This is a genomic window from Microcella flavibacter (assembly GCF_012530535.1).
GTDB lineage: Bacteria > Actinomycetota > Actinomycetes > Actinomycetales > Microbacteriaceae > Microcella > Microcella flavibacter.
Map to the genome: position 1 here is coordinate 410808 of NZ_CP051299.1, position 22358 is coordinate 433165.

At 73.5% G+C, this 22358-nt stretch carries 19 protein-coding genes and 1 pseudogene; 15 read left to right on the forward strand and 5 right to left on the reverse strand.

Translation table 11 applies throughout. The features are described 5' to 3' along the window. Nucleotides 1-47: 47 nt before the first annotated feature. The 3 genes from HGB54_RS01970 to HGB54_RS01980 all read right to left on the reverse strand — a co-directional run bounded on the left by HGB54_RS01970 (nt 48) and on the right by HGB54_RS01980 (nt 1938). Entirely contained in the window at nt 48-866 is an 819-nt protein-coding gene (locus HGB54_RS01970; RefSeq protein ID WP_168914962.1) for a Bax inhibitor-1/YccA family protein, read from the reverse strand. Between the two features lie 98 nt (nt 867-964). After that, a complete protein-coding gene (locus tag HGB54_RS01975) occupies nt 965-1489 on the reverse strand; it encodes a hypothetical protein (protein WP_168914963.1) in 525 nt (174 codons plus the stop codon). Further along, a complete protein-coding gene (locus tag HGB54_RS01980) occupies nt 1486-1938 on the reverse strand; it encodes a DUF4190 domain-containing protein (protein WP_168914964.1) in 453 nt (150 codons plus the stop codon). Before HGB54_RS01980 ends, HGB54_RS01975 begins: the two co-directional genes overlap by 4 nt. A 31-nt stretch (nt 1939-1969) precedes the next feature. On the opposite strand from HGB54_RS01980, the gene HGB54_RS01985 reads away from it, so the two are divergent. Further along, nucleotides 1970-2980 (forward strand): glycerophosphodiester phosphodiesterase family protein, encoded by a 1011-nt coding sequence (locus HGB54_RS01985; protein WP_228545890.1) that lies wholly within the window; start codon nt 1970-1972, stop codon nt 2978-2980. A gap of 157 nt (nt 2981-3137) precedes the next feature. Here the strand turns inward: HGB54_RS01985 and HGB54_RS12565 are convergent, their stop codons facing one another. Both HGB54_RS12565 and HGB54_RS12795 read right to left on the reverse strand, forming a co-directional pair. After that, entirely contained in the window at nt 3138-3632 is a 495-nt protein-coding gene (locus HGB54_RS12565; protein WP_228545891.1) for an endonuclease domain-containing protein, read from the reverse strand. Between the two features lie 192 nt (nt 3633-3824). Continuing rightward, nucleotides 3825-3950, reverse strand: a pseudogene (locus HGB54_RS12795) (type IV toxin-antitoxin system AbiEi family antitoxin domain-containing protein); the annotation flags it as partial. 349 nt (nt 3951-4299) lie between these two features. On the opposite strand from HGB54_RS12795, the gene HGB54_RS01995 reads away from it, so the two are divergent. From HGB54_RS01995 to purH, 14 genes are all read left to right on the forward strand, one after another. Then, a complete protein-coding gene (locus HGB54_RS01995; protein WP_168914967.1) occupies nt 4300-6768 on the forward strand; it encodes an ATP-dependent helicase in 2469 nt (822 codons plus the stop codon). Between the two features lie 175 nt (nt 6769-6943). Continuing rightward, nucleotides 6944-7276, forward strand: a complete 333-nt coding sequence (locus HGB54_RS02000) for an STAS domain-containing protein (RefSeq protein ID WP_168914968.1) — start codon at nt 6944-6946, stop codon at nt 7274-7276. Beyond that, nucleotides 7273-8904, forward strand: coding sequence for a SpoIIE family protein phosphatase (locus HGB54_RS02005; protein ID WP_168914969.1), 1632 nt, complete (start codon nt 7273-7275; stop codon nt 8902-8904). Before HGB54_RS02000 ends, HGB54_RS02005 begins: the two co-directional genes overlap by 4 nt. 12 nt (nt 8905-8916) lie before the next feature. After that, complete coding sequence (locus HGB54_RS02010) at nt 8917-10788, forward strand: glycosyltransferase (protein WP_168914970.1); 1872 nt, start codon at nt 8917-8919, stop codon at nt 10786-10788. Beyond that, the gene (locus HGB54_RS02015) at nt 10785-11120 is read left to right on the forward strand and encodes an STAS domain-containing protein (RefSeq protein WP_168914971.1); all 336 of its coding nucleotides are present in this window, start codon (nt 10785-10787) and stop codon (nt 11118-11120) included. The genes HGB54_RS02010 and HGB54_RS02015 overlap by 4 nt, the downstream gene beginning before the upstream one ends. Next, nucleotides 11113-11553, forward strand: coding sequence for an ATP-binding protein (locus HGB54_RS02020; protein ID WP_168914972.1), 441 nt, complete (start codon nt 11113-11115; stop codon nt 11551-11553). Before HGB54_RS02015 ends, HGB54_RS02020 begins: the two co-directional genes overlap by 8 nt. 195 nt (nt 11554-11748) lie before the next feature. After that, nucleotides 11749-12912 carry an ADP-forming succinate--CoA ligase subunit beta gene (gene sucC, locus HGB54_RS02025; RefSeq protein WP_168914973.1) on the forward strand — a complete coding sequence of 388 codons (1164 nt, stop codon included), beginning with the start codon at nt 11749-11751 and terminating at the stop codon, nt 12910-12912. 14 nt (nt 12913-12926) lie between these two features. Continuing rightward, nucleotides 12927-13814, forward strand: coding sequence for a succinate--CoA ligase subunit alpha (sucD, locus tag HGB54_RS02030; RefSeq protein ID WP_168914974.1), 888 nt, complete (start codon nt 12927-12929; stop codon nt 13812-13814). Nucleotides 13815-14005: 191 nt separating this feature from the next. Then, nucleotides 14006-15004, forward strand: coding sequence for a dihydroxyacetone kinase subunit DhaK (gene dhaK / locus HGB54_RS02035; RefSeq protein WP_168916753.1), 999 nt, complete (start codon nt 14006-14008; stop codon nt 15002-15004). Nucleotides 15005-15044: 40 nt separating this feature from the next. Continuing rightward, the gene (gene dhaL, locus HGB54_RS02040; RefSeq protein WP_168914975.1) at nt 15045-15686 is read left to right on the forward strand and encodes a dihydroxyacetone kinase subunit DhaL; all 642 of its coding nucleotides are present in this window, start codon (nt 15045-15047) and stop codon (nt 15684-15686) included. Beyond that, entirely contained in the window at nt 15683-18187 is a 2505-nt protein-coding gene (ptsP, locus tag HGB54_RS02045; protein WP_168914976.1) for a phosphoenolpyruvate--protein phosphotransferase, read from the forward strand. The genes dhaL and ptsP overlap by 4 nt, the downstream gene beginning before the upstream one ends. Nucleotides 18188-18300: 113 nt before the next feature. After that, the gene (locus tag HGB54_RS02050) at nt 18301-19914 is read left to right on the forward strand and encodes a cell division protein PerM (RefSeq protein ID WP_168914977.1); all 1614 of its coding nucleotides are present in this window, start codon (nt 18301-18303) and stop codon (nt 19912-19914) included. Between the two features lie 9 nt (nt 19915-19923). Beyond that, a complete protein-coding gene (gene purN, locus HGB54_RS02055; protein WP_168914978.1) occupies nt 19924-20517 on the forward strand; it encodes a phosphoribosylglycinamide formyltransferase in 594 nt (197 codons plus the stop codon). 67 nt (nt 20518-20584) lie between these two features. Beyond that, a complete protein-coding gene (gene purH, locus HGB54_RS02060; protein WP_168914979.1) occupies nt 20585-22192 on the forward strand; it encodes a bifunctional phosphoribosylaminoimidazolecarboxamide formyltransferase/IMP cyclohydrolase in 1608 nt (535 codons plus the stop codon). Nucleotides 22193-22358 lie beyond the last annotated feature (166 nt).

Consider the following 22358-nt stretch of genomic DNA (forward strand, 5'->3'; position numbering starts at 1 on the left):
CCCGAGGGGCGGCCCTTTCGCATCCCTGAATGGATGCGCGGTACTGGTTACTCGCCGCCGCGCAGGATCGCGAGCATGCGCAGCAGCTCGAGGTAGAGCCAGACGACGGTCATCATGATGCCGAAGGCGGCGGCCCATCCGAAGGCTGCCGGGGCGCCCTGGCGAACGCCCTGCTGGACGGAGTCGAAGTCGAGCACCAGGGAGTACGAGGCCATGAGCACCACGAACACCCCGATCAGCAGAGCAACGGGGATGCCGAAGATCTCGCCACCGCGAAGGCCCCAGGGGTCGGTGTTGGCACCGAAGACGATGAGGCCGATGTTGATCAGGGAGAAGACCGCGTAGCCGACCATCGCGATGAGGAAGATCTTGGTCGCGCGCTTGGAGGCGCGGATCTTGCCGCTGCGGAACAGGGCGAGCACGACGCCGACGATCACGAGCGTGGCGATCACGGCCTGGCTGACGACGCCCTCCATGTTGGGCATGGCCTCGAAGATCGCCGAGATGCCACCGACGAAGAGCCCCTGCATGGCCGAGTACGCGAGCGTCAGCGGCGCGCTCGGCTTCTTCTTGAAGATGAGCACGAGTGCGAGCACGAAGCCGGCGATGGCGGCGGGGATCGCGAGGACGGGGACGACCCAGCCGAGCGCGGCGCCGGCGAGGAGGACGACGAACGCGATGACGATCTTGGTGATCGTGTTCTCGTAAGTCATCCGCTCGGTGTCGGCGGCGGTGGCCGAGGGGCGGCCGTACATCTCGTCGAGCTGCTCGGCGGTGGGAGCGTTCGCGACCTGCAGGCCCTTGGTGGCGCCGGTCGAGAAGGCGGGGTTGCGTGAGAAGGCGGGGTTGGAGCTGCTGCGTGCCATGGTTTCCTCTTCCATCGTGTCGGCCTGCAGGAGGCGTCTCCCGGTCGGCACTGTGCATTCAGTGTAGAGAAAAGCTCCCGCGCCCGGCAGTGCGGGGGCTATGCGCTCGCTGAACGCGAGAGCGCGGCGGCCCACCACGCCGAGCCGACGAGCACGAGCGCCGAGACGGCGAGGGCCAGGGGCATCCACGCGTAGTCGCGGGTCAGCGTCGCGAACAGCACGCCGTTGAGCACGACCGGCCCCGCCGCGATGAGGCTGCGCCACGGGCGGTGCCGCACGAGCAGCCAGCACAGGAACGGCACGATGAGGGTGATGACGGCGGCGGGCCCGGCGAGCAGCAGCCAGACGACGAGCGTCGACGGCAGCAGGGGCACGAGCCGTCGCCAGCCGCGCGCGGGCATGATCAGCCAGCCGGCCATGTGCGCCGCCGAGCCCCAGATGAGCGGGATCAGGTCGTAGGTGATCGCGCCCTGCAGCTGCATGAGGCCGCCGGCGATGAGCACGAGACCGATCGCGATGCGATCCCGGTAGCGGCCCCAGCGCAGCGGCAGCAGCGAGGCGGGGTCGGGATGCCGCTGCCGCGGTCGCCCGCGACGGCCGAGCCGGGGCGGCGCCGCCGTCACAACCCGCCCTGCAGTGCGACGGCGACGGCGGCCGCCCCCACGATGAGGGCGGCGAGGGAGAGCCAGCCGAGCGCCACGGCGATGCCGGCGAGGCGCATGCCGCGCTCGTCCCGCCCGCCGGGGCGGCGGGATCGGCTGATCTGCCCGATCGCGAGGTGCCCGAAGAGCGCGGCGAGCGGGCTCAGAAGGATGCCGAGCACGAGCGAGACGACGGCGAGGGCGTTGACGGGGCCGCGGGCGCGGTGGGGGAGCTCGGCGGCGCGATCCGACTCGGGGTCGCCGCCGGGCGCCGCATGGTCGGGGCCGGCGGGCGACGGGGCGGGCGCGGCGGCGGGGGCGGGCGGCGCGGCCTCGGTGAGGGGATGCCCGGCCGGGGCATCCCGCCCGGAGCGCCGCGGGCGCAGGGGCGCGTCGGCCCACACGGGGCGCTCGGGCGTCTCGGCGCTCATGGCCGCGAGGCTACCCCGTAGGCTCGTCGCCGTGATCGAGCCCACGCCCTCCGGCCCGGGCCGACCGCTCGTCGTCGCCCACCGCGGCGCGAGCGGGCACCGGCCCGAACACACCCGCGCCGCCTACGAGCTGGCCGTGACCCTCGGCGCGGAGGCGATCGAGCCCGACATCGTCGCCACGCGCGACGGCGTGCTCGTGCTACGGCATGAGAACGAGATCAGCGGCACCACCGACGTCGCCGACCGGGCCGAGTTCGCCGCCCGCCGCACGACGAAGACGATCGACGGGCAGCGGCTGACCGGCTGGTTCACCGAGGACTTCACCTGGGCCGAGCTGTCGACGCTGCGGGCGCGCGAGCGCCTGCCCCAGGTGCGGCAGGCCTCGAGCCGCTTCGATGGGCGCTACCCGGTGCTGCGCCTGCGCGACCTCGTCGGCATCCTCGACGCCGCTCCGACCCCCGTGCGGATGGTCGCCGAGATCAAGCACGCCACGTACTTCGCGAGCATCGGGCTGCCGCTCGACGAGCTGTTCGCGGCGGAGATCGCCGGCTGGGCATCCCGCGACCGCCTCACGATCGAGGCCTTCGAGCAGACCGTGCTGCGCGAGCTCGCCGGGCGGGGGGTGCCAGCGCAGTACGTCTACCTGCTCGAGAAGGCGGGGGCGCCCGCCGATCTCGTCGCGCGGCACGGCGCCGCGGCGCTCGACTACGCCGGGCACCTCACCGACGAGGGGCTCGCGCGGCTCGCGGGCTCGGTCGACGGCATCAGCGTCGACACGGCGCTCATCGCGAAGCCCCCGCGGAGGGGCGAGATGCCCGTCGCCTCCGACCTCGTCGCGCGGGCGCACGCCGCCGGGCTCGCCGTGTACACCTGGACGCTGCGGCCTGAGAACCGCTTCCTGCCCGGCGCGCTGCGCATCGGCACGGCGCCCGCGGCGCACGGCGACTGGCTCGCATGGTTCCGGCTGCTCATGGGCACCGGGCTCGACGGGGTCTTCGCCGACCACCCGGATCTGGCGCTCGAGGCGCGCGCGGCGCTGTAGCGCGGGGGCGCCCGGGCTGGTGGCGGTGCCCTGATGTTCCGAACGCCGGAGATGCGTGCGCTCTCCGTCGAAAGTCCCGTTCACTGGCTTCGCGCGCGGATGGTTCTCCGACGTTCGTCACCGCGCGTCCGGCCCGGTTGCATGCTCGAGTACCCCGTCACCAGTGATCGCCCCGCGCGAGCGCCGCGCGAATGGCGGCTTCGACCTCCGCCCATCGTCCGAGCACCTGGGCATAGCTGAATCTCAGAACCCGATAGCCGAGCGCGCTCAGCATCGCGTCGCGCCGCCGGTCGCTCTCGAAGGTCGACGCGGTGTCGTGAAACTCACGCCCATCGATCTCGATGATCAGACGGTCACCCAGCATGAAATCGACGCGTCCTACGGCGGGGATGCGCACCTGACGTCGAGCGCCGAGGGCGCGAAGCAACCGATACCAGGCCATGAACTCCGTCCCCGACTCGCACCGGCCGTCCACCCCGTCGCTGAGGAGGCCGGCAGTCAGCAGCTCGCTCCGGAGGTCGGGACGCAGCCGAAGAGCAGAATCCACTGAGGCGAGCGCGTGCAGGGGCACTGCGCACCTCGAGTAGTCGGCGAGAGCATCCACCAGCCCGGAGACGACGCGGTCGTCGGACGTTCCGGGGCGCCAGTGCACGACGACGTCGTCGGACGCCGGGGCGTACAGGGGGATCCGCGCGTGAGGGCCTCGTCGGAGATGCACGGCGGAAGCATGGATCGCCCAGACCCCGTGCGCTCGGAGAGCGCCGGTGCACGTGAGCACACCGCCGGCGGCGAGGGCGATGCGAGCGGGATCAGCGATGTCAGGACGGGTGAGCACTCCGCGACGAACCCGGAGCAGCTGACCCCCGTCAACTGCTCGCGCGATGTCGCGCGCCGTGAACCCCGCGCGTCGCAGCTCGCTCGTCCGGAGCGCGCCTCCGTGCTGAGCGAGGAGAGCTGTCAACGAACACATGAACGAGAGGATCGGCCACTCGAGCGGGCGCGGACCGGTCGCCGTCCCACTTCGGGGATCGACGGGCTTCGGTCGCTCTGGGGAGGGGTGATCCGCCAGTCGTCCGTGTCGGCGAGGGTGCGGAACGTCGGAGATCCGAGGCGGATCGAGCGATTCGCCGTCGATACAGGCGCACAATCGGCCTGCAGTCCGACGTTCGGTGCATCGTGAAACCTCACGGAGGTCGAAGCGAGCGGTGGCGGGGCGCGCGCGGCGCAGCGGCGCGGCAGGCGGGCGGCGCGCAGGCCGCGGGCGGGGCGGGATGCCCGGCTCGGGCGGCGTCGGCGGTGCGACCTAGACTGAGGCGGCCATGAGCTTCCTCCCCGACGACACCCTCGACGCCCCGGGCGGCTGGCCGACCGGCAGCGCCGCTCCGGCCCGACCCACCGCCGCGACCGCGGCCGCACGACCCGCCGCGCAGGCCGGTGCGGCAGCGCCCGGCGCCGCCCCGCAGGGCTCCGGCGACCGGCCCGATCCGCTGCTCGACGGGCTCAACCCGCAGCAGCGCGCCGCCGTCGAGTCGCGCGCGCAGGCCCTGCTCATCGTGGCCGGCGCCGGCTCGGGCAAGACGAGCGTGCTCACCCGCCGCATCGCGCGCATGCTGCGCGATCGCGAGCTGTGGCCCAGCCAGATCCTCGCGATCACCTTCACCAACAAGGCCGCGGGCGAGATGCGCGAGCGCGTCGGGCACCTCATCGGGCGCGACGCCGCCGAGGGCATGTGGATCTCGACGTTCCACTCGGCCTGCGTGCGCATCCTGCGTCGCGAGGCGCAGCAGTTCGGCTTCACGCAGGCCTTCACCATCTACGACTCCGCCGACTCGCGCGCGCTCATCAAGCGCATCGTGAAGGATCTGCAGGCCGACACCATGGGCCTCACCGTGAGCGCCGCCTCGGGGAGGATCTCGAAGCTCAAGAACGAGCTCGTCGACGTCGAGGGCTACAGCAGGCAGATCAACGCCAACGACCCGGCCGAGGTCATGTTCCTCGAGATCTTCCGCCGCTACACGCACGAGCTCGCGCGGGCCAACGCCTTCGACTTCGACGACCTCATCGCGCAGACCGTCTACCTGTTCCGCGCGTTCCCGCAGGTGGCGGCGCTCTACCAGCGCCGGTTCCGGCACGTGCTCGTCGACGAGTACCAGGACACCAACCACGCGCAGTACGCGCTCATCCGCGAGCTCACGCGGCCGGTCGACCCCGTGCACGTGCCCGCCGACACCCGCATCGAGACCGACGCGAGCGGGGGCATCCCCTCGGCCTCGCTCACCGTCGTCGGCGACTCCGACCAGTCGATCTACGCCTTCCGCGGCGCCGACATCCGCAACATCGTCGAGTTCGAGCGCGACTTCAGCAACGCCGAGGTGATCCTGCTCGAGCAGAACTACCGCTCGACCCAGACCATCCTCGACGCGGCCAACGCCGTCATCGGCAACAACTTCGACCGCATCGCCAAGAACCTCTTCACCGAGGTGGGGGCCGGTGAGCTGATCGTCGGCTTCACCGGCTACAGCCAGCACGACGAGGCGCAGTTCGTCGCCGACGAGATCCAGAAGCTGCACGAGGCGGGCACGCCGTACAACCAGATCGCCGTCTTCTACCGCACCAACGCCCAGACGCGCGCGCTGGAGGAGATCTTCATCCGCTCGGCGCTGCCCTACCGGGTGCTCGGCGGCACCAAGTTCTACGAGCGCGCCGAGATCAAGGACGTCATGGCATACCTCATCGCCGTGGCGAACCCGGCCGACGGCCTCGCGCTGCGCCGCATCCTCAACACCCCCAAGCGCGGCATCGGGCCGGCCACCGAGACGGCGCTCGCGAAGCACGCCGACGAGCTGGGCGGCGGCATGCGGGATGCCCTGCGCGACGCCGCGGCGCTGGGCACGGGCCCGAAGGTGACCGGGGCCATGCTCGAGCTCGCGCGCATCCTCGACGAGGCGACGGCCACGATCGACACGGCCGCGGTGCCCGACGTGCTCACGGGCATCCTCGAGAAGACGAAGTACGTCGAGCTGCTGCGCGCCAGCCGCGACCCGCAGGACGAGGCGCGGGCCGAGAACGTCGAGGAGCTCGTCGCCGTGACGCGCGAGTTCCAGCGCAACAACCCCGAGGGCCGTCTCATCGACTTCCTCACCGAGGTGGCGCTCGTCGCCGCGGCCGACGACCTCGACGACTCGAGCGGCACCGTCTCGCTCATGACCCTGCACACCGCGAAGGGCCTCGAGTACGACGCCGTCTTCATCACCGGGGTGGAGGAGAACCTGCTGCCCCACCAGATGAGCGCGAGCGAGCCGGGCGGGCCCGCGGAGGAGCGCCGCCTGTTCTACGTCGGCATCACCCGCGCCCGCAAGCGCCTGCACCTCTCGCTCGCCATGACGCGCTCGACCTTCGGCGAGACCCAGGTCGCCGCCCCCAGCCGGTACCTGCAGGAGATCCCGACCGAGCTCATCGACTGGCGCGACTCCCCGGGCATGGGGATGCGCTCCAGCCCCGGCGCGCCGCGCGCCGTCGGCGGCGGCCGTCGCGAGGAGTTCGGCTACAAGACCTCGCTGCCGCCCGGCAAGCCGAAGACCGAGTGGGCCAACCGCGTCACCGCGACCGTGCGCGACAACGGCGACCTCACGCTCGTCGCCGGCGACCGCATCCGCCACGTCGACTTCGGCGAGGGCCGCGTCAGCGGCATCAGCGGGAACGGGCCTAAGAGCATCGCCGAAGTGCAGTTCGACACGGCGGGGCGCAAGCGGCTGCTCATCAAGATCGCCCCCATTGAGAAGTTGTAGCCGGCTCTTCAAGCGTCTTCCTCTGCTCGACGCTCGTCCGCGTCGAACCTGATCGAGAAGCTCCGAACCCCTTCGCACGACCCGTGGATGCGGGGGAGCGCGCACGGCACTCGGCGCGACATGATGGGATGACGCGGGACACAGCAACGCGCACCACCCCGAATGAGGAGCTGGCATGGAAATCGCCGTCGTGCACCACCCGGAAGGCATCGCCGAGGTCCGGCTCGCGGGGCGGCTGAACATGGTCACGGCCGCGCGGGTGCGCGAGAGCATCCATGAGGCCATCATCGGCAACCACCCGCGGATCGCCGTCGAGATGTCGGGCGTCTCCTTCCTCGACTCCTCCGGGCTCGGCGCGCTCGTCTGGGCGTTCAAGGCGGCCCGGGAGGCCGGCGGCGGACTCGTGCTCATCGAGCCGACAGAGCAGGTGCAGCTCGTGCTCGAGCTCACCAACATGAGCTCCGTGCTCGCCTCGGCACCGTCCCTGGCGGAGGCGTACCCGTCGTGAGCACTCTCGTGGCGCGCTCGAAGCGCTTCGCCACGCCCGCGGAGGATCTCGACTCGGTGCACGAGCTGCTGCAGGAGGCCTGGGCCGCCAGTCCCGAGCTCGACGACCGCGACCGCATGTCGGTCGAGACGGCCGTCGCCGAGCTCGTGGCCAACGTCATCCAGCACGCCGGCGGCGGCGGCGATGTGGCGTTCACCCTCACGGTCATCGTCGAGGACTCCCGCGTCGAGGTGACCGTCAGCGACTCGGGCGTGGAGGTCGACGTCGACCTCACGGGCAAGCGCGTGATGCCCGACCCGCTCGCGGAGTCCGGCCGAGGGCTTCCGCTCATGCAGCTGCTGCTCGACTCGGTCGAGTACCACCGCGTGGAGGAGATGAACCACTGGACGCTCATCCGCACGCGCGGCGAGCACGGGGGCGAGCATCCCGACGGCGCGGCCGTGCCGGTGAAACGGCAGCTCCCCTCCATCTCGATCAGCGGCGTCATCGATGAGATGGCCCGCCAGCGCGCGCTGGACGAGCTCGGCATCGTCGACACCCCGCCCGAGGAGCGGTTCGACCGGGTCACCCGCCTCGCGCAGCAGCTGTTCGGCGTCGAGAGCGTCGCCATCAACATGATCGACCGCGACCGCCAGTGGTCGAAGTCGATCGTCGGCCCGGCGGCGGCGGAGAAGCCGCGCGTCGACTCGGTCTGCACCGTCACCATCGAGTCGGACGAGACGCTCGTCGTGCCGGATCTCACGCTCGACCCGCGGTTCGCGCGCCTCGCCGACCCGAGCGTGCTGCAGTTCTACGCCGGGCATCCGCTCTACGCACCCGGGGGGGAGCGCATCGGCTCGTTCTGCATCTACGACTCGCACCCGCGCGCGTTCGGCGAAAAGGAGGCGGCGATGCTCAAGGACCTCGCCGCCTGGGTGCAGCAGGAGCTCTCGGTCAGCCAGGAGCTCAGCCGCGCCGCCGAGGTGCAGCAGGGCCTGCTGCCGCAGCAGCTGCTGAGCATGCCGGGGTGGGAGATCGCGGGCATGTGCCTGCCCGCGCGCGCCGTCGGCGGCGACTTCTACGACTGGTACCCGGTGGGCGAGGGCGCGGCCTTCACCCTCGCCGACACGATGGGCAAGGGCATCGGCTCGGCCATCATCGCCGCGACCGTGCGCGCGGTGCTGCGATCCTCGGCGCGCTTCGGCGACGTGCGCGGGGCCGTGGAGGCGGCCGCCGCGGCGCTCACGGCCGACCTCGACAGCGCGGGCCTCTTCGTCACGCTGTTCCACGGCCGCCTCGACATGGACACGGGCGAGATGACCTTCATCGACGCCGGCCACGGCCTCACGATCGTCATGCGGGTCGACGGCTCGGTGGAGCGGCTGAAATCGACGTCGCCGCCCTTGGGCATCGATGCCGAGACCGAGTGGATGCCCCAGACGGTGACCCTCGAACCCGGCGAGACCCTCATCGCGATGAGCGACGGCGTGCTCGATCTCTACGACGGCTCGCTCACGTCTCTCGACAACGTGGCCGCCCTGGCGATGCTCGCCGGCAGCGCCGAGGAGATCGTGCAGGCCATGCGCACCCGCGCCCGGGGCGTCGCCCCCGACGATGTGACGGTGATGGTGATCCGCCGTGACGCGTGAGCAGGCGCTCCCGTGTGGCGCTCCCGGCAGCGCCCGGCGCCGCCGGCGCCCCCGGCCGACGCCACGGTCGACGTCTTCATCACGACCTACAACGAGCCGGAGGAGCTTGTGCGCGCGACGGCGATCGCGGCCCGGGCGATCCGGTACCCGCACGAGACGTACATCCTCGACGACGGCGCCCGGCCGACCGTGCGCGCGCTGGCCGATGAGGTCGGCGTCGGCTACATCACGCGCAGCGACGCCTGGGCGGGCAAGTCGCGGCACGCGAAGGCGGGCAACCTCAACAACGCGCTCATGCAGACCTCGGGGGAGTTCCTGCTCGTGCTCGACGCCGACCAGGTGCCGAGCCCCGAGACGCTCGACCGCACGCTCGGGTACTTCTCCGACCCGGCGGTCGCCCTCGTGCAGACTCCGCAGGTCTTCTCGAACGTCGCCGCGGGCGACCCACTCGGCAGTCAGGCGCCGCTGTTCTACGGCCCGATCCAGCAGGGCAAGGACGGCTGGAACGCCGCCTTCTTCTGCGGGTCGAACGCCGTGCTGCGCCGCGAGGCGCTCATGCAGCTCGGCATCGTGCGGTACGTCGTCGAGGTCGAGAAGGCCGTCCGGCGGGCCGTCGACGGCGCCATCCGCGTCGTCGTGCGCGCGCGCCGCAGCCGCCGCTCCCGCGATCCGCTCGTGCAGGATGCTCTCGCCGAGATCCTCGAGGCGCTCGAGCGCACCCGCGCCGACGTGCGCGGCGGGGCGGCGCTGGCGCACGCGACCTACGACCTGCAGGAGAAGGTGCGCGCAGCATCCCGCCGCCTCGTCGACAACGACATGAGCCTGATCGCGGACGACCTCGCGGCGATCGCCGCCCTCGACGAGGCGGCCGGGCTCGAGCAGGAAACGCCGTCGGTCGATGCGCCGGACGGCGGCATGCGCACGCTGCTGCTCGCGGGCATCGAGGAGAACGCGGCGATGCTGGCCTCGCGCGACCTCAGCCCCCTCGGCGCGCTCGCCGCGGTCGAGCGCCTGCTGCGCCTCATCGACGTCGATCGCGCGGACGAGGCGCAGCCGCTCATGCCGCTCGCCACCGTCTCCGTGACCGAGGACATGGCGACCTCGATGCGGCTGCACGGGCTCGGCTGGCGCAGCGTCTACCACCACGAGACCCTCGTGCTCGGTCTCGCCCCGGAGGACCTCGGCACCGCCCTGCGGCAGCGCCTGCGATGGGCTCAGGGCACCGTGCAGGTCATGCTGCGCGAGAGCCCGTGGACCCAGCGCGGCCTCACCCTGGCGCAGCGGCTCATGTACTCGGCCACCATGTGGAGCTACCTCAGCGGCTTCGCGACGCTCGTCTTCATCGCCGCTCCCGCCGTCTTCCTGATCTTCGGCATCCTGCCGGTGAGCTCGACGGCCGCGGAGTTCTTCCTCCGCTTCCTGCCGTTCCTCATCCTCAGCCAACTCATGTTCCTGGTGGTCGGGCGCGGGATGTCCACCTGGCGGGGTCAGCAGTACAGCCTCGCCCTGTTCCCCGTCTGGATCACGGCGTGCTGGACCGCCGTCATGAACGTGTTCTTCGGCCGCCCGCTGGACTTCGTCGTGACCTCGAAGGAGCGTCAGCGGCTGCCGAACCCGCTGCTCGTCGTGCGGTGGCAGGTCGTCGCCTCGGTCGTGCTGCTGGTCGCGACCGTCGTCGGGGTCGTCCGACTCGCCATGGGCGTCGGGGAGCCGCTCGGCACGGCCATCAACGTCGGCTGGGTCGTCTTCGACCTCGTCATGTTCTCCGTCCTCGTCTCCGCGGTCCGGTTCCGCGGCTACGAGGCGGCCCCGCAGTCCGAGAGTGCGCGGTTCGAGAGCGCGCAGTCCGAGAGCGCGCAGCCCGAGAAGAAGGAAGCATCATGAACCAGTCCACCGAGTTCCGCGCCGATGGGGTCGCCGTCATGCACCTGGACGGCCGGCTCAACATGGTGACCGCCGCGGCCTTCCGGGAGGAGGTCGCCGCGCTCGTCGCGGGCGGTCACGCGCGCATCGCGGTCGAGCTCACCCGCGTCGATTTCATGGACTCGTCCGGCCTGGGCGCGCTCGTCGGCGGGCTCAAGTCGACGCGCCAGGCGGGCGGCGACCTGCGCATCGTCGCCCCGAGCGAGCAGGTGCTCATGGTCATGAAGCTCACCAACCTCGAGCGGGTGCTCTCCCCGGTCTCGTCCGTCGACGAGGCCTTCCCGCGTGGCTGACGACCCGGTGCCGGCCGGCTCGCGGCACGAGTGGGCGCTCGCCGCCCCGCCGGACGACGTGAACACGGCGCTCGACTTCCTGCGCGGTATCTGGGCGGTCAACCCCTCGGTGCCGGCGGTGGACCGGGCCGCGGTCGAGACCGCGCTCGTCGAGCTCACGGGCAACGTCATCGAGCACGCGGCCGAGCGCACGCCGGATCTCGTCTGCCACATCGAGGTGATCGTCGACGCCGCCGCCGTGCGGGTCGACGTGCGGGATGCCGGGGGCGAGGTCGAGGTCGACTTCGCGGGCATCGCGATGCCCGGCGATACCGCCGAGTCGGGCCGGGGCATCCCGATGATCAGGGCGCTCGTCGACGAGTTCGCGTACGAGCGGCGGGATGCGGTGAACCACTGGCGCCTCGTGCGGCTGGTGGGCGCGACCCGCGCCTGACCGGCCGGCCGGATCGGTCGGGCGGCCGGGCCGCCGGTCGCACGAGCGCCGCCGCCCGTCGCGGGCGTGCGCTCGACCGCGACCCGACGGGAGTACCCTGGTCGCGGTCGTGAATATCTCGACGTCGAGCGATCTCGCCCGGCGCCGTGGCGGCCGAGTCCCCAGTACATCGCACGCGGATGGGAAGAGCAGAGCGTGGATCTTTTCGAGTACCAAGCCCGGGACATGTTCGAGAAGCACGGTGTCCCCGTGCTCGCGGGCATCGTCGCCGACACCCCCGAGGAGGTGCGCGCGGCGGCTGAAAAGCTCGGCGGCGTCACCGTCGTCAAGGCGCAGGTCAAGGTCGGAGGCCGCGGCAAGGCCGGCGGCGTCAAGGTGGCCAAGACCCCCGCCGACGCGGAGGAGGCCGCGAAGGCCATCCTCGGCCTCGACATCAAGGGCCACGTCGTGCAGCGCGTCATGGTCGCCGCGGGCGCCGACATCGCCGAGGAGTTCTACTTCTCGGTGCTGCTCGACCGCGCCAACCGCAACTACCTCGTGCTGTGCAGCTACGAGGGCGGCGTCGAGATCGAGCAGCTCGCCGAGGAGCGCCCCGACGCCCTCGCCCGCGTCGCGGTCGACCCGGGCCGCGGCATCGACCTGGAGAAGGCCCGCGAGATCGCCGTCGAGGCGAAGTTCCCGGCCGAGCTCGTCGACAAGGTCGCCCCCGTCTTCGTGACGCTCTACGAGGTCTTCACGGCCGAGGACGCGACGCTCGTCGAGGTCAACCCGCTCGTGCTCACCGGCGCCGGCGACATCATCGCCCTCGACGGCAAGGTCACGCTCGACGAGAACGCGGCCTTCCGTCAGCCCGGCCACGAGGCCCTCGAGGACGCGGCCGCGGCCGACCCGCTCGAGGCCAAGGCCAAGGAGCACGACCTCAACTACGTCAAGCTCGACGGCGAGGTCGGCATCATCGGCAATGGCGCCGGACTCGTCATGTCGACGCTCGACGTCGTCGCCTACGCGGGCGAGAAGCACGGCGGCGTCAAGCCCGCCAACTTCCTCGACATCGGCGGCGGCGCCTCGGCCGAGGTCATGGCCGCCGGCCTCGACGTCATCCTCGGCGACGCGCAGGTCAAGAGCGTGTTCGTCAACGTCTTCGGCGGCATCACCGCGTGCGACGCCGTCGCGAACGGCATCGTCAAGGCCCTCGAGATGCTCGGCGACACCGCCACGAAGCCGCTGGTCGTGCGCCTCGACGGCAACAACGTCGAGGAGGGGCGCCGCATCCTCGCGGAGGCCGCCCACCCGCTCGTCACCGTCGCGAGCTCCATGGACGAGGGCGCCGACAAGGCCGCCGAGCTGGCTTCGAAGTAAAGGACCGTAAGAGAATGTCGATCTTCCTGACCAAGGACTCCAAGGTCATCGTCCAGGGCATCACCGGCGGCGAGGGCACCAAGCACACGGCGCTCATGCTGAAGGCGGGCACCCAGGTCGTCGGCGGCGTGAACGCGCGCAAGGCCGGCACGACCGTCAGCCACGGCGACGTCACCCTGCCCGTCTACGGCACGGTCGCCGAGGCGATCGCCGAGACCGGCGCCGACGTCTCGATCGCCTTCGTGCCGCCGGCGTTCGCGAAGGACGCCGCCATCGAGGCCATCGACGCGGGCATCCCGCTGCTCGTCATCATCACCGAGGGCATCCCCGTGCTCGACTCGGCCGAGGTCTGGGCGTACGCGCAGGCCAAGGGCAACGTCACGCGCATCATCGGCCCGAACTGCCCCGGCATCATCACGCCGGGCGAGGCGCTCGTCGGCATCACCCCGGCGAACATCACGGGCAAGGGCCCCATCGGGCTCGTGTCGAAGTCGGGCACCCTGACCTACCAGATGATGTACGAGCTGCGCGATCTGGGCTTCTCGACCGCCATCGGCATCGGCGGCGACCCGATCATCGGCACGACGCACATCGATGCGCTCGCCGCGTTCGAGGCCGACCCCGAGACGAAGGCGATCGTCATGATCGGCGAGATCGGCGGCGACGCCGAGGAGCGCGCGGCCGACTTCATCAAGGCCAACGTCACGAAGCCGGTCGTCGGCTACGTCGCCGGCTTCACCGCCCCCGAGGGCAAGACGATGGGCCACGCCGGCGCCATCGTCTCGGGCTCAGCGGGCACCGCGCAGGCCAAGCAGGAGGCCCTCGAGGCCGCCGGCGTCAAGGTCGGCAAGACCCCCAGCGAGGCCGCCGCGCTCATGCGCGAGATCGTCGCCGCGCTGTAGCCGCAGCCGCACCGCTCGACTCGAGAGCCCCGTCGCCGTCCTGGCGGCGGGGCTCTCGTCGTGCGCGCGGGCGCCGCCGCTCCCGACCCTGGTGCCCGGCAGGAGGCGGGTCTAGGGTGGCGGGCGAGCGCGGGCCCGCTCTCGCGGGGCTGCCGAGGCGTCCGTTCGACGAGGAGAGGGCATCCACCATCATGAAGAAGCTCATCAACGCACCCGAGGCGGTGCTGGCGGATGCTCTCAAGGGCATCGAGGCCGCCCACCGCGAGCTGCGGGTCGACCACGAGAACCGCGTGATCCTGCGCGCGACGCCGAAGGAGCACGGCACCGTCGCCCTGGTCTCCGGCGGCGGGTCGGGCCACGAGCCGCTGCACGGCGGCTTCGTCGGCTTCGGGATGCTCGACGCGGCCTGCGCGGGCGAGGTGTTCACCTCGCCGACGCCCGACCAGATGCAGGCGGCGACCGCGGCCGTCGACCGGGGCGCGGGCGTGCTGCACATCGTCAAGAACTACACCGGCGACATCATGAACTTCGAGATGGCGGCGGAGCTCGCGGCCGCGGAGTCGAGCATCGAGGTGCGCACCGTCATCGTCGCCGACGACGTGGCCGTGCAGGACTCGCTCTACACGGCCGGCCGCCGCGGCGTCGGGCTCACCGTGCTCATGGAGAAGATCCTCGGGGCGGCGGCCGAGCAGGGCTACGACCTCGACGCGCTCGTCGAGCTGGCCGACCGCATCAACGCCGGCGGGCGGTCGATGGGCATGGCGCTCACGAGCTGCACGGTGCCCTCCGCCGGTGCCCCGACCTTCGACCTGCCCGAGGACGAGATGGAGATCGGCATCGGCATCCACGGCGAGCCCGGCCGGCACCGCGTGCCGCTCGGCACCGCGGCCGAGATCGCCCAGCAGCTCGTCGAGCCGATCCTCGCCGACCGCGACTACGCCGGCGCCCCCGTCATCGTGCTGCTCAACGGCATGGGCGGCACGCCGCTCATCGAGCTGTACCTGATGTTCGGCGAGGTCTCGGCGCTGCTCGCCCAGCACGGCATCACGGTCGAGCGCTCGCTCGTGGGCGACTACATCACCTCGCTCGACATGGCCGGATGCTCGGTGACGCTGCTGCACGCCGACGACGAGATGCTCTCGCTGTGGGATTCGCCCGTCGAGACCCCCGGCCTGCGCTGGGGCCGCTGAGCCGAGCGCCCCTCGCGGCCTCCGGCAGAATGAGCGCACGATGAGCACCGACACCCTCGACCTCGCCCGCCTGGAGCAGTGGATCGCGCGGTTCGCCGCCCTGGCGGAGGAGCACAAGGCGCACCTCACCGCCCTCGACTCGGCGATCGGCGACGCCGACCACGGCACCAACATGGCCCGCGGCACCGCGGCCGTGCTCGCGAAGCTCGAGGCGAGCCCGCCCGCGACGATGGGCGAGCTCGGCAAGACCGCGGGCATGACCCTCGTGAGCGCCGTCGGCGGATCGGCGGGGCCGCTGTACGGCACCTTCTTCCTCCGGCTCGGGGCGAGCATCGGCGACGCCGCCGAGCTCGACGCGGCGGCGCTCGCCGCGGCCCTACGCGCGGGGGTCGAGGGCATCGTGGCGCGCGGCAAGGCCGAGGCGGGCGACAAGACCATGGTCGACGCCTGGCTGCCGGCGCTCGCGGCGCTGGATTCCGCGGTCGCGAGCGGGGCATCCCTCGTCGACGCCGTCGCCGCCGCCCGCGATGCCGCCGCGGCCGGCCGCGACGCGACCGAGCCGCTCGTCGCCCGCAAGGGGCGCGCGAGCTACCTGGGCGAGCGCAGCGCCGGCCACATCGATCCGGGCGCGGCCTCGACCGCCCTGCTGCTGGATGCCCTCGCCGAGGTCGCCGCCGCGTGAGCAGCTCGCCCCGCGTCGGTCTCGTCGTCGTCAGCCATTCGCCCGCCCTCGCCGCGGCTGCCGTCGCCCTGGCCTCGGAGATGGTCGCGAGCGACCCGCCGACCATCGCCGTCGCCGCCGGCACCCCGGAGGGGGAGACGGGTACCGACGCGGCCCGCATCGCCGAGGCGATCGGCGAGGCCGAGGAGGGCGCGGGAGTCGTCGTGCTCATGGATCTCGGCTCGGCGGTGATGAGCGCGGAGCTCGCGCTCGAGTTCCTCGATCCCGAGGCGGCGGAGGGCGTGCGCCTCGTGGCCGCCCCCTTCGTGGAGGGGCTCATGGCGGCGGCGGTGCGCGCGGCCGGCGGCGCGGCGCTCGACGAGGTGGTGGCCGAGGCGCGGTCGGCGCTGGCCCCGAAGACGATGCACCTGGGGGAGGGCGAGGACGCCGTCCCCTCTGCCGAGGCGGGGCCCGAGCCCGTCCCCGGTTCCGCGGACGCGCCCCGCGCCGCGACGACGCCCGGCACGGCCGACGCCGGTGCGGCGCCGCCCGCCGTCGCCGACCTCGTCGTGCGCAACGTCGGCGGCCTGCACGCGCGCCCCGCGGCCGTCATCGCCGACGCCGTGCAGTCGTTCGCGGCGACCGTCACCCTCGCGGTGCCGGGCAAGCCCCCCGCCTCGGCGGCGAGCCCCATCGGCATCGCCATCCTCATCGCGACCGCGGGCACGCCCGTGCGCGTCGCCGCGACCGGCCCGCAGGCCCGCGAGGCCATCGCCGCCGTCGTCGCGCTGCTCGAGGGCGGCTTCGGCGAGGAGCTCATCGACGCCGGAGCGCCCGGCACCGCCGACTCGACGGCGTCGAGCCACCCGACCCCCGCCGCGGGCGCGCCGCTCGGCGTGAGCTCGGGCCGCGTCGTCGGCCCGGCGGTCGTCATGACCCACCAGGTGATCGAGCCCGACGCGGACGCCCGGCTCGAGGCCGAGGCGCGCGGCCCCGCCCGCGACCGACTGCGGCAGGCCATGCTGCAGGTCGCCCGCACCATGCACGGGCAGGCCGATCGGCTCGGCGGGCAGCGCCGCGAGGTGCTCGAGGCGACGGCGGCCATCGCCGCCGACCCGGCGCTGCACGCGGCGACCGAGGCGCACGTGCGCGACGCGGGGCTCACGCCCGAGCGCGCCGTCTGGGTCGAGCTCAGCCGCACGGCGCAGCAGTACCGCGAGGCCGGCGGGCGGTTCGCGGAGCGCGCCACCGACATCGCCGACGTGCGCGACCGCATCATCGCGGCGCTGACCGGGGTCGAGCCGCCCGGGGTGCCCGTGCGCGAGCATCCCTTCATCCTCGTCGCCGACGACCTGGCCCCCGCCGACACCGTGGGGCTCGACCCCGCGCACTGCCTCGCGATCGTGACCGAGCAGGGCGGCCCGACCTCGCACACGGCGATCCTCGCGCGCGAGCTGGGCCTGCCGGCCGTCGTCGGCGCTGCGGGCGTCACGGCCCTCGCCGAGGGCACGGTGCTGCTCGTCGACGGAGACACGGGCGAGGTCATCGAGCAGCCCACCGACGAGCAGCGCGCCACCGCCACGGGCGTCATGACGCTGCCCCCGTGGCAGGGCCCGGCCGCCACCGCCGACGGGCACCGGGTCGTCCTCGGCGCCAACGTCGGCGCCCCGCGCGACACCCGGCGCGCCGTCGAGCGCGGCGCGGAGGGCGTCGGGCTCTTCCGCACCGAGTTCTGCTTCCTCGACCGCCGCACCGAGCCGAGCATCGACGACCAGGTGGCGGCCTACCGAGAGGTGTTCGCCGCCTTCCCCGGTGAGAAGGTGATCGTGCGCACGCTCGACGCCGGCAGCGACAAGCCCCTGCCGTTCCTCACCGCCGACGACGAGCCCAACCCGGCGCTCGGGGTGCGCGGGTTCCGCACGGCCCGCCGCGACGGCGCCGTGCTCGACCACCAGCTCGTGGCGATCGCGCGCGCGGCCGAGGCCGAGAGCGCCGAGGTGCAGGTCATGGCCCCGATGATCGCCACCGTGCAGGAGGCCGAGGACTTCGTGCAGCGCGCGCGGGCCGCGGGCATCCCCTCGGTCGGCGTCATGATCGAGACCCCCTCGGCCGCGATGGTCGCCGACGAGCTCATGCGCGCCGTCGACTTCGTCAGCATCGGCACCAACGACCTCTCGCAGTACACGATGGCCGCCGACCGCCAGTCGGGCGAGCTCGCCGCGCTCGCCGACCCCTGGCAGCCGGCGCTGCTGCGCATGATCCGGCTCATCGGGGCCGCGGGCGAGCGCACCGGCACCCCCGTCGGCATCTGCGGCGAGTCGGCCGCCGACCCGGCCCTCGCCCCCGTGCTCGTCGGCCTCGGCGCGACGAGCCTGTCGATGTCGGCCCGCGCGGTCACGGCCGTGGGCGTCGCGCTCGGCCGGTTGCCGCTGTCGCGGTGCCGGGATGCCGCTGCCGCGGCCTGCGCCGCCCTCGACCCCGCCCGGGCGCGGGCCGCCGCCGCCGAGGTGCTCGCGGGCTGAGGACCGGCCGCCCGCGGTCGGCGGGTCGGATCCTGCCGGCCCTGCGCGTGTCGCGGCCGCGCCCGCGAGGCGGCCCCGGCCGCGCGCCGCCCCGCGGCTAGGGTGGCCCCGTCATGAACCGCCGTCTCACCGCCGCCTTCGCCGCGCTCGAAGCGCTGCTCGTCGTCGGCATCGGCATCGGCCTGCCGCTCGCCGTGCTGACCCTCATGTGGGCACTCCAGTTCGGGTTCCAGCTCGACTGGCTGGTGTTCTGGCGGGCCGCCGTCGACGTGTGGCTCATCGGCCACGGGGTCGACGTGCGCATCGCCCTCGATCCGGCGGCGGGGGTGCAGCTCGGGGTCGTGCTCGAGCCGTTCCCGATCACGCTCGCCCTGCTGGGCGGGGCCGTGCTCACCGCGGGGGCGGGCGTCGTGCTGGGCGGCCGGCTGCGCGAGCAGCCGCACCGCGGCCTCGGCACGGGCATCGCCGTGGCGGGGGTCGTGCTGCTGTCGTGGCTCGCGACGACCTCGGCGCAGCATCCCGTGGCGCAGGCGGACGTGACGCAGGGCACCGTGTTCCCCGCGGCCGTCTTCGCGCTGGGGCTGCTCGTCGGGCTGCTCATGGCCGAGGCCCGCTCGGCGACCCGCGGCCCCGGCGCGACCGGCGCGGCCGCGCGCCGCTCACCCGCCGACGGGCGCCTCGCCGCCGCGCGCGCGACCCTCGACGCGACGGCCGCGAGCACCCGGCGCCGCGTCGAGCGGGGCGCGCAGGCCGTGCGCGACCGCATCGACGACCTGCCGCGCGGACTGCTCGGCGCCCTCGCCGCCGGCTGGCGCGCGGGCCTCGGCGCCGTCGTCTCGGTCGTCGTCGCCGCCTCGGTGCTGACGACCGCCGCGCTCGTCGTCTCGTACGGCCAGGTCATCGCGCTGTACGAGAGCGTGCAGGCCGAGGTGCTCGGCGGCGTCGCCCTCACCGTCGGGCAGCTGCTGCTCGTGCCGACCGCCGTGCTGTGGTCGTTCTCGTGGCTCATCGGCCCGGGCTTCGCGCTCGGCACCGGCTCGAGCGTCAGCGCCCTCGGCACCACCGTCGGCCCGCTGCCCGCCATCCCGCTGCTCGGGGCGATCCCCGCCGCGGGGGAGGGGCCCGGGTTCGTCGTGCTGCTCGTCCCCGTGCTGCTCGCCTTCGTCGCCGGGCTCGCCGTGCGGCCCCGCCTCGTCGCCGAGCTGCCGGCGGGAGCGCCCTGGCGCCGCTGGGCGCTCGCCGCGGCCGTGCTCGCCGCCCTCATCGCCGGGCTGCTCGCCGCGGGGCTCGCCGCGATCGCCGCCGGCTCCGCCGGGCCGGGGCGACTCGAGCAGATCGGGCCCGACGGCGTCGCGGTGGGGCTGTGGATGCTCGCCGAAACCTTCGTCGGGGTGCTGCTGGGCCTGCTCGCGGGCGGGGTGCGCGTGCCGTTCGCGGGGCGCGGCGAGCATCCCGCCACCGAGACCGAGAGCCGGAGCGGCGCGGCCGCCGAGACCGCGGGCAGCCCCGCCGCCCCTGCCCCCGCACGCAGCAGCGCCGCCCCGACCGATCGGCCGGCCTTCCGCATGCCCGACCGCCCCGCGCCGCTGGCACCCGCCGCGCCGCTGGCGCCCGCCTCGCCGCCGCGCCCCGCCCCTGCCGCGGCGCCGGCAGCGCCGCCCGCGCCCGCACCCGCCTCGCCCGCCGACCCCGCTCATCCGCGCACCGAGCCCCCGCGCGACCGGTAGCCTGGAGCGGTGCTGCGGGTCGTCGTTCTGATCTCGGGCGGCGGGTCGAACCTGCGCGCTCTTCTCGAGCGGTCGGCGCACGACGACTACCCGGCCCACATCGTGGCGGTCGGCGCCGATCGGCAGGCCGACGGGCTCGAGCACGCCGAGCACTTCGGCATCCCGAGCTTCACCGTGCCCTACGGCTCGTACCCGAGCCGCGAGGCCTGGGGCGACGAGCTGCTGACGACCATCCAGGAGTGGCAGCCCGACCTCGTCGTGCTGAGCGGCCTCATGCGCCTGCTGCCGGCCGCCGTCGTCGAGGCGCTCGCGCCCGCCCTCATCAACACGCACCCGGCGTACCTGCCCGAGTTCCCCGGCGCCCACGGCGTTCGCGACGCCCTCGCCGCCGGCGTCGAGCAGACCGGGGCGAGCGTCATCGTCGTCGACGCCGGCGTCGACAGCGGCCCCATCCTGCGCCAGGAGCGCGTGCCCGTGCTGCCCGGCGACACCGAGCACAGTCTGCACGAGCGCATCAAGCCGGTCGAGCGCCGCCTGCTCATCGACGTCGTGCACGACATCGCCACCGGCGCCATCGACCTCGCCGCCGCGCGCCCCGCCTGACGCCGCGCCTCCCCTCACGACCAGTCCAGTCCCGCCACCGCACCCCACGACCCCGAGGAGCCTCCCCATGGCCGGCCACGCCATCGATCCCGCCCTGTACCGCCCCCGCGACGTCGTGCCGGTGCGCCGCGCGCTGCTGAGCGTCAGCGACAAGTCCGGGCTGCTCGAGCTGGCCGCGGCGCTCGCCGAGGCGGGAGTCGAGATCGTGTCGACCGGGTCGACGGCGTCGACGATCGCCGAGGCGGGGCATCCCGTCACCGAGGTCGCGAGCGTCACGGGCTTCCGCGAGGCGCTCGACGGCCGCGTCAAGACCCTGCACCCGGGCGTGCACGCGGGCATCCTCGCCGACCTGCGCCTCGAGGACCACGAGCGGCAGCTCGACGAGCTCGGCATCGCGCCCTTCGAGCTCGTCGTCGTCAACCTGTACCCCTTCGTCGAGACGGTCGCGAGCGGCGCCGAGCCGGCGGCCGTCGTCGAGCAGATCGACATCGGCGGCCCCGCGATGGTGCGCGCCTCGGCCAAGAACCACGCGAACGTCGCGATCGTGGTCGACCCCGCCGACTACGGGATGCTCACCGCGGCCGTGCGCGCGGGCGGCACCTCGCTCGACCAGCGCCGGCAGCTCGGCGCGAAGGCCTTCGCCCACACCGCGGCCTACGACGCCGCGGTCGCGGCGTACTTCGCGGCGACGATCGCGCCCGCCGATGCCGTCCCTGCCGAGGCCGGAGCGGACGCCGCCCTCCCCGCCCGCCTCGAGGTCGCCGTCGAGAAGGCCGCCGACCTGCGCTACGGCGAGAACAGCCACCAGCCGGCCGCGCTCTATCCGCTCGTCGACGGCGCCGGCATCGCCCAGGCGGTGCAGCTGGGCGGCAAGGAGATGTCGTACAACAACTACGTCGACGCCGACGCCGCCGTGCGCGCCGCCTTCGACCACTCCGGCCCCGCCGTCGCCATCATCAAGCACGCCAACCCCTGCGGCATCGCCGTCGGCAGCTCGATCGCGGCGGCCCACGCCGCCGCGCACGCCTGCGACCCGGTCTCGGCCTTCGGCGGCGTCATCGCCGCCAACGGCGTCATCACGCTGGCGGCCGCCGAGTCGATCGCCCCGATCTTCACCGAGGTCGTCGTCGCCCCGGGCTTCGAGCCGGCCGCGCTCGAGGTGCTGCGCGCGAAGAAGAACCTGCGCCTGCTGCAGCTGCCCGAGGGCTTCGCGCCCGTCGACCTCGAGCTGCGCCAGATCTCGGGCGGCTACCTCGGCCAGCGCCCCGACCGGCACTTCGCCGAGCCGGCGGACTGGCGGCTGGTCTCGGGCGAGGCCGCCGACGAGCAGACGCTCGCCGACCTGGCCTTCGCCTGGCGGGCCTGCCGCGCGGTGAAGTCGAACGCCATCCTGCTCGCCGACCACGGCGCCTCGGTCGGCGTCGGCATGGGCCAGGTCAACCGCGTCGACTCGTGCCACCTCGCGGTCACCCGCGCGGGCGCCCGCGCCGCGTACTCGGTCGCCGCCTCCGACGCGTTCTTCCCGTTCGCCGACGGCCTGCAGGTGCTGCTCGACGCGGGCGTGCGCGCGGTCGTCCAGCCGGGCGGCTCCGTGCGGGACGAGGAGGTCATCGCCGCGGCGCAGGCCGCGGGCGTCACGATGTACCTCACGGGCGAGCGGCACTTCTTCCACTAGGCGCGGGCGCCGGGCGCGACGTCGCCCAGCCAACGCGGAGCCTCCCGCGGTCGACACCCCCGACCCGACCGGTCTAGTCTGAAAGGCTGCGCCGAGCCGGCAGCGGCATCCCGCACCATCACCGCACCGTCGCCACGACGCGCCCCAGCGCGCCCCCGCATCCGTG